At 39.6% G+C, this 12,900-nt stretch carries 13 protein-coding genes; 5 read left to right on the top strand and 8 right to left on the bottom strand.

Features of this window, described 5'->3' with window-relative positions; all coding sequences use genetic code 11:
- Positions 1–53 precede the first annotated feature (53 nt).
- Positions 54–1,181 (bottom strand): acyltransferase family protein, encoded by a 1,128-nt coding sequence (locus GSQ84_RS11860; protein ID WP_158797482.1) that lies wholly within the window; start codon positions 1,179–1,181, stop codon positions 54–56.
- A 342-nt stretch (positions 1,182–1,523) separates the two neighbouring features.
- Between GSQ84_RS11860 and GSQ84_RS11865 the strand changes: the two genes are divergently transcribed.
- The 4 genes from GSQ84_RS11865 to GSQ84_RS11880 all read left to right on the top strand — a co-directional run bounded on the left by GSQ84_RS11865 (position 1,524) and on the right by GSQ84_RS11880 (position 3,747).
- Complete coding sequence (locus GSQ84_RS11865; RefSeq protein ID WP_158797483.1) at positions 1,524–2,090, top strand: RNA polymerase sigma factor; 567 nt, start codon at positions 1,524–1,526, stop codon at positions 2,088–2,090.
- A 276-nt stretch (positions 2,091–2,366) separates the two neighbouring features.
- Complete coding sequence (locus GSQ84_RS11870; protein WP_158797484.1) at positions 2,367–2,753, top strand: DUF2147 domain-containing protein; 387 nt, start codon at positions 2,367–2,369, stop codon at positions 2,751–2,753.
- 219 nt (positions 2,754–2,972) lie between these two features.
- Positions 2,973–3,206 carry a hypothetical protein gene (locus tag GSQ84_RS11875; RefSeq protein ID WP_158797485.1) on the top strand — a complete coding sequence of 78 codons (234 nt, stop codon included), beginning with the start codon at positions 2,973–2,975 and terminating at the stop codon, positions 3,204–3,206.
- 157 nt (positions 3,207–3,363) lie between these two features.
- Positions 3,364–3,747: an ATP-binding cassette domain-containing protein gene (locus tag GSQ84_RS11880; RefSeq protein ID WP_158797486.1), complete on the top strand. Its 384-nt coding sequence runs from the start codon at positions 3,364–3,366 to the stop codon at positions 3,745–3,747.
- 218 nt (positions 3,748–3,965) lie between these two features.
- On the opposite strand, the gene GSQ84_RS11885 is transcribed toward GSQ84_RS11880, so the two are convergent.
- From GSQ84_RS11885 to kaiC, 6 genes are all read right to left on the bottom strand, one after another.
- Complete coding sequence (locus GSQ84_RS11885; protein ID WP_158797487.1) at positions 3,966–5,468, bottom strand: SulP family inorganic anion transporter; 1,503 nt, start codon at positions 5,466–5,468, stop codon at positions 3,966–3,968.
- Positions 5,469–5,562: 94 nt separating this feature from the next.
- Positions 5,563–6,036, bottom strand: coding sequence for a hypothetical protein (locus tag GSQ84_RS11890; RefSeq protein ID WP_158797488.1), 474 nt, complete (start codon positions 6,034–6,036; stop codon positions 5,563–5,565).
- A complete protein-coding gene (locus GSQ84_RS11895) occupies positions 6,033–7,694 on the bottom strand; it encodes an ATP-binding protein (protein ID WP_158797489.1) in 1,662 nt (553 codons plus the stop codon). The genes GSQ84_RS11890 and GSQ84_RS11895 overlap by 4 nt, the downstream gene beginning before the upstream one ends.
- Positions 7,695–7,696: 2 nt before the next feature.
- A complete protein-coding gene (locus GSQ84_RS11900) occupies positions 7,697–7,984 on the bottom strand; it encodes a circadian clock KaiB family protein (protein WP_158797490.1) in 288 nt (95 codons plus the stop codon).
- Position 7,985: 1 nt separating this feature from the next.
- Positions 7,986–8,282, bottom strand: coding sequence for a circadian clock KaiB family protein (locus tag GSQ84_RS11905; protein WP_158797491.1), 297 nt, complete (start codon positions 8,280–8,282; stop codon positions 7,986–7,988).
- Between the two features lies 1 nt (position 8,283).
- Positions 8,284–10,038: a circadian clock protein KaiC gene (gene kaiC, locus GSQ84_RS11910; protein WP_158797492.1), complete on the bottom strand. Its 1,755-nt coding sequence runs from the start codon at positions 10,036–10,038 to the stop codon at positions 8,284–8,286.
- Between the two features lie 98 nt (positions 10,039–10,136).
- Here kaiC and GSQ84_RS11915 point away from each other — a divergent pair, with 98 nt between their 5' ends.
- Positions 10,137–10,373 carry a hypothetical protein gene (locus GSQ84_RS11915; RefSeq protein ID WP_158797493.1) on the top strand — a complete coding sequence of 79 codons (237 nt, stop codon included), beginning with the start codon at positions 10,137–10,139 and terminating at the stop codon, positions 10,371–10,373.
- A 9-nt stretch (positions 10,374–10,382) separates the two neighbouring features.
- On the opposite strand, the gene GSQ84_RS11920 is transcribed toward GSQ84_RS11915, so the two are convergent.
- Entirely contained in the window at positions 10,383–12,818 is a 2,436-nt protein-coding gene (locus GSQ84_RS11920; protein ID WP_158797494.1) for an AsmA family protein, read from the bottom strand.
- Positions 12,819–12,900 lie beyond the last annotated feature (82 nt).

The following is a 12,900-nucleotide window of genomic DNA, read 5'->3' on the forward strand; positions in this document are numbered from 1 at the left end:
TATTCAAATTTAGCAAAAATCAATAAAAGGAGCTAATTAATTAATCACTGTAGCTATATTTTTATATAGATTTTTCTCTTATCCATTACATATCCTAACAGCCAGCAAAGCAGCATAAAACAAATAGCAAAAACCAGTGTACCGAATGCACCCGGGAAAATCCGCTGATAAAAAACCGCATTTATCCAATTATAAAGACTTACGTGAGGCTGTATCCAAATCAGTTCCATACAGATCAGTATCAATTCCGAAAGCAGGTAGATAGCCAGCGAATTTACGCCAAACACCAATAGAAAGCGGGTTCCCCAGTTTATCTTTTTCAGTTCTACGGCATAAATTAAAATACCAATGATTACCATATCTAAGCCAATAGTCAGTAAAGAAAAAGGACTGGTCCATAATTTTTTGGCGATCGGAAAGAATTGCCCCCAAAATAGAGCAATGCCTATCAGCAACACACCATATAAGAGCAAATTAGCTACAGATTCATAATTTCTACCTTTATGCTGGATATAAGCCCCTGCCAGGTATCCTCCAATAACATTGACTATACTTGGTAAAGTACTTAAGATTCCTTCCGGATCAAAAGCCGGTGCGTGGCCATGCTGATTATACAGATGGTCTGTGCCTAAAAGAAAAACATCGAGCAGGTTACTGGCATTGCCCATCATGGTATATTCCAGCCCGGGTTGCCCAAATAGCAATAGAAATGCCCAATACCCTAATAAAAGGAAAACAGAAATAATTACTGCTGTCTTTTTGGAACAGTAATGCACAATTAAAGAGCCGAAGAAATAACATAAAGCTATACGCTGTAAAACACCCAAAATCCGGGTATGACTAATAGCGTTAAATGCCCAGCTTCCTTCTTCCCTGTGCATAAAAGGAAACCACGACAACAAATAGCCCAACATGAAAATGATCACTGTGCGCCTAAATATCTTGCTCAAAAAAGCGCCGTCACTTTCAAATTTCTTTTTTGAAAAACTTAAAGCGTTGCCTACTGCAAAAAGAAAAGAAGGAAAAACGAGATCGGTTGGCGTAAAGCCAAACCAAAGGGCATGGTCCAGCGGAGCCCATTGTACCGCCCCGGAACCCGGGGAGTTCACAATGATCATAAAACATATGGTCATTCCCCGAAAAATATCAAGGGTAATAAATCTATTGCTGGATAATTCCATTTTTGTGTGAGCGGTTAAATAACTTAATCTGTGTAAGGGAAAGAAATAAAGCCCTAATATATAAATAGTATTGATAATTGAAGATCTGTGCGAGCGTCCCTTTCCTCCTGATCAGTAGTAACATGATTTATAGCTGGTCCCGGTTTTTATAGATCAATGTAATTTTCAAAACCAATTATTTAAAAAAATTATCCGCATGTGCGGATAATTAAATGCTTTTAGCAAAAAATTACGGCATTTCCAGAAAAAAAGCAATAGATTTTAATATTATTTTTTTATATAATTGTTATAAATACTGCTGTATTTAAGAAGATTATTAACCATTTAACAACATTACCAAAGTTGACTTCATACCGAAAATTCACCGATGCTGAGCTAGTCATTTCATTTAAGCTGGGCGATAAAATCGCATTTGATGAGATTTATGAAAGATACTGGAAAAAGCTCTATAATGAAACATTCAAGCGATTGAAAAGAATGGAAATTGTTGAGGAAATTGTACAGGATGTTTTCACAGATCTATGGCAAAAAAGAGAAGTAAAGGAAATTGACAACCTATACCCTTACCTGCTGATAGCGGTACGCTACCAGGTTTACAGCAATTATAAAAAAGGGAAATCAACACCACAGTTCGAAGAACCTCTGGAACATATGGCACTATCACATTTACAGGCAGATTCGCTATTAAATTTGAAAGACCTTAAAGGCTGTATTGCCATATGGCTGGCTATGCAGCCCGCTAAACGGGCCGAGATTTTCCGCTTAAAGTATATGGAGGAATACAGTACCCGGGAAATTAGTGTAATGTTGGGTATATCTATAAAAACCGTACAAAACCAATTGCTCACCTCTTTTGCAAGTTTGAGGGACTTCCTTAACAAACTAATGATCATCCTGAGCCTGGCTTAATCATCTTTAAAAAAAGCCGTATTACTCATCCTTTTTTCATAATAGCTATGCGCTCCCCGATGGACTTGTGCTCAATGGCCGTGAGTTGCTTTTATGTCCTGTTTACCGCCAGATTTGTCTGCTTCACTGAATTTTAATCTATTTCAGGTTTTACAATCATCATCTTTCGCTATAATTAAGTTACAAATAGCGCACAAACCTTTTCAGGATACTTTAGTCTTATCAGGGCTCTTGATTTGGTCAATGATGACAAAAAAATACTGGTATTAAAATTTTATGAAAAAATCAGTGAAATTCCTCAGCTGCTTAGCCCTATGCATTTGTTTGTTTACCTGTGCTTTTAGTTCTTTTAATCCTGATGCGATCCTGGGAAGCTGGAAAAACGAACCTGGCGACCGCTCAATGGAGATCTATAAAAAAGAAAATCGTTATTACGGGGAGATCACCTCTTCTAAAGATGAACATAAAATAAAAACAGGCACGATGATCCTTAGGGATTTTGTAGCTACAAAATACGGATATACGGGAAAATTCTATATTCCTTCAACAGATAAAGAAGAAGATGCAGAGCTGCTGATACAGGATAAAGATACGATTAATATAAAAGTGACCATCGGTTTTGTGAGTCAGTCCAGAAAGTGGATCCGGATAGGGAAACCTTAGCAACGTGTACACAATTTCTTCGTGTATTTAATTCCTCATTACGTATCAGCAAAGTCACGACAAACAAAATACTGACAAACTTATCAAAATAGTGTTAGTCCAGTTTTTAGATGATATAAACATTGAAAAATCTATTTAGCAACCGCATACGTATACCTTTTACTGAAGTATGGTACAACAATTGCATGCAGCTGATCAGCACTTATCCATTTCGTTTTTATGAACAATTCTATTTTTTCATCAGACCAGGATTTATTAAACACAGCTGAATTAGAAAATGAATTTTTCAGGCCGTTTATTAAACACACGGAAGGATTTAAACACCATGAAATCGCCTATATCCTTGAAATCCCTGTAGACATGGTTAAAACTCGGATCAAAATGGCACAAAGAGTGTTGAAATATAAATTCAGCCTCTATCAGGCAGATTTCAAACTGAATTTGAATATATAATTTAACAGCTGATTATTGTTAATTATCCAATAAGATCAATTTTCCAAAATCGGTAGACAATAGCATCAATTACATATACTTTCCTTACCATTTCTTTAAATTGTTTAGTTAAATTACGAAATAAACAATAACTTGCTTAGACCAAAACGCTCTGTCTATGCAACTTATCATCCAGCATTTATCTAAAACTTATTCCAATGGCGTTCACGCGCTCAAAGACATCAACTTAACGATCAACTCTGGAATGTTTGTCCTTTTAGGTCCTAATGGGGCAGGAAAATCAAGCCTGATGCGTACCATATCAACCCTACAGGAACCTGATTCCGGATCTATACAGTTGGGTGTCCTTAATGTACTCCGCGATAAAGAAGAAGTGAGGAAAACACTGGGTTACCTACCGCAGGAATTTGGTGTGTACCCAAAAATATCAGCAGAAGACCTGCTGGACCATCTCGCTGTATTAAAAGGAATTGGGAACAGGAAAGAAAGAAAAGAACTGGTAACCTCACTGCTGCATAAAACAAATTTGTTTCGGAAATGAAAAAAAACTACCCCAGTTAGAGATTATTTTGATATCGGTGTATTTTCAATGGTTAAAGGCAAAGAGAAACTAATGTATTTAAAACGCGAAAAGTTTACGAAATAAAAAAACACTCTCACTGTAAAAATGAAAGATAAACCGGTACGTGCAGGGGTTGACCCTGTATTTAAAATGATTGACCGCAATACTGATGACAATACTGCTCTGGTAGAGATCAATTAATAATTGACTTCAATCACATCCTCTGCATTTTTCAACAATGTTTTACAATCATCACTGAGATGGTACAAATGTAATCTCTTACCGGCCTGCTTATAGCGGTCGGTAAGTTTATTTAAAGCATCAATGGCCGACATATCTGCTACCCTACTGTCTTTAAAGTCTATAATTACTTCTTCAGGATCATTCAGCACATCAAATTTCTCATTAAATGCAGTTATGGAACCAAAGAACAGCGGTCCGTAAATTTCATAATGTTTTACTCCTTTGGCATCCAAATATTTGTTCGCCCTGATCTGCTTTGCGCTTTCCCAGGCAAAAACCAATGCAGAGATAATCACACCAATCAATACAGCTAAAGCCAGGTTATGCAGCCATACCGTAATTACAGCAACCAGAATACCGACAAAAATATCCTGCCGGGGCATTTTATTGATGATCCTGAAACTCAGCCATTCAAACGTTCCTATTGCCACCATGATCATAACGCCGGTTAAAGCTGCCATAGGAACCTTTTCTATAATGGATGACCCAAACAGGATAATGAGCAGTATGGTTAACGATGCAATTATCCCTGATAATCTTGCCCTTGCTCCCGCAGAAAGATTAACCAGTGTTTGCGCAATCATAGGACATCCACCCATACCGAAGAAGAATCCGTTGAGGATGTTGGCACTGCCCTGGGCGATACACTCTCTGTTGCTGTTGCCCCTGCTGGCGGTCATTTCATCTACCAGGTTTAGCGTCAGCAATCCCTCGGTTAAACCAACACCGGCCATAATCAGTGCATAAGGAAAAATGATCTTTAAGGTTTCAATGGTGAAGGGTATGCGCGGAATATGAAAAGGCGGAAAACCTCCGCTTACAGATGCAATATCTTTTACCGTCCGCGTATCGATATGGAAACCGAGCACAACCAAAAAGACAACTATAATAGCTATTAATGAAGACGGCACGGCTTTGGTAAAACGGGGCAATAGAACTACAATCACAATCGTTAAAGCCACCAATCCGCTCATAATGAGCAATGGGGTGCCAGACATCCAGGTCAGTTTACCATTAACAATAGTTTTAAATTGTTCCAGCTGTGCCATAAAAATGATCACCGCCAGGCCGTTTACAAATCCGTACATCACGGGCTGAGGTACTAGACGAATGAATTTGCCCAGCTTAAAAAGCCCGATCAGGATTTGAATGATACCTGCCAGTGCAACGGCAGCAAAAACATATTCCAAACCGTTAGATTTCATCAGCGCAATCAATACCACCACTACAGCTCCTGCGCCGCCAGAAATCAATCCCGGCCTGCCCCCAAATATAGAGGTTACAATCCCCATAATAAAAGCGGCGTATAAACCAGCCAATGGTGGAAAGCCACCCAGAATAGCAAAGGAAAGTGATTCCGGCATCATGGTCATTGCCACCGTCAGTCCTGCAAGAATTTCTGTTTTGTAATTTACCTTTTGTGAAAAATCAAAAAGGGATAAGTAACGAGAAGCCATTACGCAAACATACAAAAGATTTTTTGCTCATTATGGCACATCCACACTGAACAGGTTACATATCCCGATTACAGGAGTTAACTCACAGATATTTTTAAAATGCCCTGTCGGTCATCACCATGATGGTATAACTATCTGCGGCAACAGTAGTCTCGAAAACATAGCCATCGGCAATATAATAGGTACTCAGCTTATTGTCTTCAATGCTTTGTTCGTTTTTACGTTCCGTAGCAGTTTTTTTTATCTCTTCTAAAAGAAGAGTATATTCTTTTAAACCCGGTACCTGATAATACATTTGATTCACAATACCGTTATCTGCGTGGATCCTGAACCAAGCCCTGGCTTTTGCCTTTTCTTTTTTCAGGTGGCCAAACGAGAACGTCTGGTATAACTGATTTAGTTTTTTACCTGATAACTCTGGTCTAACTACCCATCCTTTTTTCTGCAGGGTGTCTGTCACTTCAATAGCTGGCTTAAAAATAAAAGATTTGAGCTGATTCAGTTCCAGGTTCTGCGCACTGCTGAATAAAGCGCAAAGACAAAAAAGAAAAGTTAGGCTATATTTCATGAAAGCAAAGGTAATAAAACGTAAAAGGTTGAGCCTTTATTAATTTTACTATTTACACCCATCCTGCCTTTATGGTTGTTAATGATTTCCATGGAAATATATAATCCCATGCCCAGACCGCTGGCCATAAAGTTCTTATCATCCACACGGTAAAAACGTTCAAATATCTTTTCCTGCTGTCCGGGAGAAAGACCAATACCAAAGTCTGTAACCGAAATCTTTACATCCTGCTCCTCCTGTTCAACAGAGATGAGGATATCCTTATGTAAAGGAGAATATTTCACTGCGTTATTAATCAGGTTCATCAATACCTGTTCCAATCTTTCTGCACTACCTTTTACCTGATAATCTTCTCCTGCTTTATAGCTGATATTATAATCGGGGAACATGTATGTTGCATTTTCTACACAGGTATTGATTAATTGATTGATGTTCAAAGGTACCATGCTAAAATGGAGCTTGCCAGCCTGTATCTTACTTACATCTAAAAGGTCGTTAACCAGGTTTTGCAGTTTGCCCAGCGAACCTTCGGCTTTAACAATGAAATTTTTAACCTGAGGAGGAACGGTCTCTTTTTTGTAATTTGACATTAACTGAAGATAAGCCTTTAAACTTGTTAATGGAGTTTTAAGCTCGTGGCTGGCAATGCCGATAAACTCATCCTTCTTTTCTATCGCTTTGCGCTGATCGTCAATGTCTGTAGCCGTACCTACCCAGAACAACAGTTCCCTCGCTTCATTCTTTAACGGAATACTTCTGTTCAGGTACCATCGATATACCCCGTCATTTCTTTTATAGCGGTTTTCCATCTCAAATATTTCACCTGTGGCCATACTTTGAGCAAACTTTTTACGCGTGGCAGAAAGATCATCAGGATGGATCACGTTGGTCCAGGCCTGTTCAAAAGTTTCATCAAAAGACAGTCCTGTATAGTCATACCAGCGCTGGTTGAAAAAATTGAATTGTCCGCCAGGCAAATTTGTCCAAGTGATCTGGGGAATATTGTTCGCCATTAAAATAAAATGCTCCCGGCTTACAGAAAGATCTTTTGTTCTCTTGGCAACGGTATCTTCCAACTCGTCATTTAGTTTTAGTGCTTCATTTTTGGCTGCTTCGAGTTCGTTATTTTTTGATCTCAGCACACGCTGCGTTTCCTTTTGCGCGGTAAGATCGGTGAGCAAAATGCTCAATACGGTCCCTTCTTCCAGATTAAGATTGGTGATGGATAACAATACCGACATGGATGGAGCGCCTATGCGGTACAAAACCTCTTCCGTTTTATAATCCGTTAATCCGCTATTATTACTAATTTCTTTGATCTTATCCGCTGAATAGCCATAGATGAATTCATTAAAGTGCCTCCCTATTACTTTATCCAGCGATGTACCCGCCATTTCAGCAAAACGCGTGTTACTATAAAGGATCAGCCCTTCCTTATTAAGCGTAATGGCCCCCTCGCCCATTTTTTCGATTAGTACACGATAAGTTTGGTCGGCTGTTTTAAGCGTATATAACTGATGGCCATCCTCGCCGTGAACCACAAAAGCATCCACCATACCCGTTCTGATTGCCTCAATGGTATCTGTAGCTTCTTCCAATTGCAAGCGCAATTCATTGATTTCCGCTTCTAGTGTCGATTGTGTTTTTTGCGCATCCATTCTTAATCATTAATTACTATTCCCAATCCACGCAAAACTTTAGCCGTATCAGACATATCGCCAACCAGTCTTCTCTGTGGTGAAGGGTTCTTTTTAATCAGGGTAGGTAAGGCAATGATCTGTTCCCGCTGAGCGATCTCAGGTAATTGATAAACGTCAAATATTTTCAGTTCATAATTTCCTTTCAAATACTCTTCACAAATAGACTTCACATTATTGATAGCCCTTACTGAATTAGGCGAAGTTCCGGTAATGTAAAGCTCCAGGTGGTATTCTAATGCAGACTCCACCTTAAATTTTTACTAAAGGCCTAATATTCAATCCTACCAAAACCTTTTCCTCATTACTGAGGTCACCAATAATTTTACGTATCGGTACAGGCACTTTCCTCACCAGGGTGGGAACAGCGAAGATCTGATCACCTTCAGCCAATTGAGGATGAAGCAACAGATCGATAACTTCTATTTTATATTTCCCTTGTAAGTGCTCTTCACAATATTTATTCAGGTTATTTAATGCACTTACAGATTTAGGTGTTTTTCCTGCGATGTAAAGCCTAAGTTCCCATGTTTGTTCTGCTTCGCCCATTTTATTTCTTTTTAGCTACCGGTGATTGTACTTTATTTTTAGCTTCTTTTCCGATTCGCCTTTCCGTCAGTTCCTGACGCGTTTTATTTTGTATTTCGGCTTTTAATTCTTCTTCAAGATAAACTTTATTCAATTCTTCTTCTACGGATTCAAATTCTGTTTGCAGACCCGCAATTTTTGCTTCCAAAACTTTGCGTTTCCTGGAGATCTCCCGGTCCTTTCTACTGATTGCCTGATCCTGCAAGGCCAACCCGGTTTCTTCACGCAAAATGTGTGCCTCTCTTGCCGATCCGGTTAAAACTCCATCAGGCCCCAAATAAACGTCTACCAAATTCAGTCCTTGGGAAGTAATAATAAACTCCCTGACCTGGTTGGAGTGCCCCATACCTCTGGACTTCATTACGTACAGGCCCCTGTTGCGCTCTCCGTTATTTTCTATATCGCGGATCAGCAGCCAGGCGTCAACCAGTGAAGAAATACCTTCATCTGTTTGCTCATTTACAGTGTTATTTAATGCAAGGGCAGTGAACATCACCGTGATTTTCTCATTTTGAAGAAAATCTACCAGCCTGATCAGCATAGCTTTCACCTCACTTACCGAACCAACAGTGATCAGGTTAGTGATAGGATCAAGTATAACCACATCAGGTTTAAATCTCTTTATTTTTTTATGAATGGAAACCAGGTGCATTTCCAAACCGTGAAGCGTTGGTCTGGAGGCATGAAATTCCAGAAAGCCATCTTTTATGGGACCCCTAAGGTCTATTCCAATGGATAACATATTCCTGATGATCTGACTTGGCGACTCTTCAAAAGCAAAGTACATACATCTCTTTTTTTCCAGGCAGGCGGCGTTGGCAAAACTGGCCGCAATACTGGTTTTACCTGTACCTGCTGTACCAGACACCAGTATACTGCTGCCTTTATAAAAACCTTTACCCCCTAACATCCGGTCGAGAGTAGCAATTCCGGAAGTCAGCGTGTCGGTGGAAACCTCAGTGTCCAGCTGCAGGGAAGTAACTGGTAAAACGGATATTCCTTCTTCATCAATTAAAAAAGGATATTCGTTGGTTCCATGCATAGACCCCCTGTATTTTACAATACGCAACAGGCGTGTGGAGATCTGATTGGTAATCCTGTGATCAAGCAAGATCACGCAGTCAGAAACATATTCTTCCAGTCCCTGTCTGGTGAGCGAACTTTCCCCGCGTTCTCCGGTAATGATCGCTGTTACCCCTTTTTCTTTTAACCATTGAAAAAGCCTTCGCAGCTCTGAACGGAGAATATTTTCATTACTTAATCCTGAGAACAGGTTCTCTATTGTGTCCAATACCACACGTTTCGCGCCTATGCTATCTATCGCATAACCCAAACGGATAAAGAGCCCATCCAGGTCATATTCTCCTGTTTCTTCAATTTCACTACGCTCAATGTGTACATGATCCACTCTAACCAGCTGATCTTTAATTAGCTGTTCCAGATCAAATCCCAAAGAGGCTACATTTAAAGCCAGCTCTTCTGCCTTTTCTTCAAAAGCCATGAACACACCTGGTTCATTAAATTCCAGTGCACCCCTCATGATGTACTCGATAGACATCAGCGTTTTGCCACATCCGGCGCTTCCACAGATCAGTGTAGGCCTTCCAAGGGGTAATCCCCCTCTTGTAATTTCATCCAGACCACTGATGCCAGTAGGCGATTTTTGCAGTAAGCCAATTGTTGGATCAGGGAGCGATTTAGATTTTTTTTGATTCATTGTACGACCTCAATATTCTAATTATAGCAACTAAATGGCTATTTATTCCAAAATAACAAAAAGACGGCCAATTTTATGAATTTTGATATATTTGAATCATGGCTGATTTAAAAACAGAATTTACGGTAACTTTTGAAGGCGAAAATATCCCTGTAGTGGTAACAGAGACCGAAGATGGAGATGAAATTATTTTTTTCGCAGAAATCCCGGGACACAAAAAGTTTGAGATCTTCCTTTCTGAAGAAGACGATATGTGGGTGACCAATGATGAAGTAGACATTGATGAAGACCTAATTTTTATGATTGGTGACGAATTTGAGCGCCTGCAGCCCTGATCCAATAGCTTAAAGGCCCAGGAATTTATCTTTGTTGCGGAGCAGCTTAAATTTAATCTTGCCATTATCACCATCAATAGCCTGGACGTGTACCACTATACCTTTCATTCTTCTGTCATTCACCTCCTGTTTGTCGGCGATATCCGCATCCTTTTTAGGGTTCCTTAGAGGAATGTCCAGTAAAATGTTGGTTCCTTTACCCAGGGAATAAACCCCTGCAATATCCATATTCAGCACACTGGAACTGATCTGCATGGGATCAATCGTGATTTTCTCACCGTTCAGTATAAAATTCCCCTTCAGATCATTAAGTGTAATGTGATTGAGGTCCCTGAAAGGAAAGGCAAATTTCCCCACACTTTTAAAGGATTCAAAGTCATCAAGCGCACCGTTTTTAAGTTCAAATGACAGTGTACCATCAATAGAATGGGAAATAACTTTTCCCTGATCGGTAATATTTCCCGTGACCTTCGCTTTCGCAGAAAGCTGACCTCTCAGGTTTTTATAGGTCAAACTTTTCAGTCCGAAATTATCAAATGCATAAAAAAAGTCCCTGATACTGGTATTCGAAACCACAGCATTTAAATTAAACTTGCTCAATTTATCCGTCTGACCAATATTTCCATTCATGCTGATAGATCCGCCGGCGTTTTTCATGCTTACGTTTTTCAGGCTTAAGCCCTCCCTGGTAAGGAAAATGTCCGCCTTGGCATCTGTTCCAAAAAACCGGTTGTAATGGACTTTATCAACGCGGATATTGATCTCAGCTTCTCCTTTTTCCAGCATGGTATTGAACTGATCGGCAAAGCTGGACGATTTGTTTTTCGACTTCATTACTTTTCTGTCTTTCCTTAAACCCAGAAAGCCGATAAATTCACCCAGATACAGATCAGGGCTTCGCATTTTCCAGCTGATCACAGCTTTCTCCGGATCTGTATAATATACATTCATGAAGTTTTTTATACTTCCCTCCATAAAAACAACGCTCCTGCCGCTCTCCAGTCTAATGTCTTTAATCAGCAGGTCTGCACCCCTAAAATCAAGCGTTACTGATGTGTTTTTAAAATTCACATTCCTGGGTACATAACTTACATCAGAATTTTTAACGGAAATGATTCCCGTGATCTTCGGTTTGATCAGCTGTAACTTTGCTATTTCCGCCTGGTAGTGTAATTGCAGGGTTGCTGTGCCCCTGGTGAATTTAAGCAAGTCATTCCCCAAAATATTATTGAACCTGGAGACATCAAATTTAGCGTTAAAGGTACCCATCACCAGCGGGGTATTCATATTGCGGAGAAAAGCAGTATCAATAGTAAAAGGAATGTCCTTATAACTGGCCGAAAAGCGGTATAATTTAATGGCAGAGTTATCATCGGTAAAACCTTTTCCATTGATAAAATTATTGGTGTATACTCCTGCAAAACTACAGTTGTCAACCACTCCGCCCGGAAAGCTGAGCCTGTTGTTTTTTATGGAAGCATTTACGAAAATTGAAGGATCCCCTCCTCCTCCCATATCACCTTTAATGATACACTTTGCTGCTATTGGCCTATCCATGTTGAACATATTCAGGCTCAGGGATATGTTATGCGCCAGCAATGCAGAGGCATTGCGCCATAAAATATTTCGCGCTTCTATGTTAATGGTAAACTCTGTTGGATCTTTAGCGATGTTAAAAGTGGCCCCGATAATAAAAGGATCGTCTCCAATAGCTAATTTGGCAGGTTTAACCTCAATTACACCAGTTTCTTTATCATAACCGACATCCATTTTTCCCTTGATAAATTTGTCTTTGGCAAAACTTCCGTTTTTGGTGTTAAAAGCCAGGCTTCTCACCAGTACATTCAGGTTAACCGCAGCTTTCCATCCGGAAGAAGGGTAATCTACTTTACCGCTAAAATCCTGTATGGCAAACAAAAATAACTTATTGCCCTTCCTGTTATCCAGGATAAAGCGGACATTATTCAGCTCAAAAAGACTAATCTCTGCCGGGGAGGTTCTTTTTTCCTTTGAAACCGGGGCAGGTTTCTTTTTTAAAATGGAAGAATTGCTATAACCGTTACTATCTGTATAGAGATAGATGGATGCATCATTGATAGAAACCTTCCTGATGTCAATAGTCCCTCTTAACAGGGCCATGGTATTCACAGCTACATCCAGGTCTTTAGCTGTTAACAGTGAATGGTGGTGCACTTTCCATAAACTATCTTTGATCTCTACGTTCTTCAGCGAAATAGAAACCCCCGGGAACCCCTGAAGAAATGTGGGCTCCATGCTGCCAACGGTCAGGCTGCCGTTTAAGTTTTTATTCAGCTCTTTAGTGATCGATACCAGCAGTGTTTTTTTATGGATATTCACGTAGAATGCCAATCCAAGAAAAATAACGATGACCAGTAAAATTAATGAAATAAAGATTTGAAGGGAGCGTTTTATCCAGGTCGACATAAAGAATTATTTTATCATAAACATTATATTTCATGATTTGTTTAAAGGTGATTTTATTCTGTTAATTTGATTAAATTAGTAC

Source organism: Pedobacter sp. L105 (genome assembly GCF_009765875.1).
GTDB lineage: Bacteria > Bacteroidota > Bacteroidia > Sphingobacteriales > Sphingobacteriaceae > Pedobacter.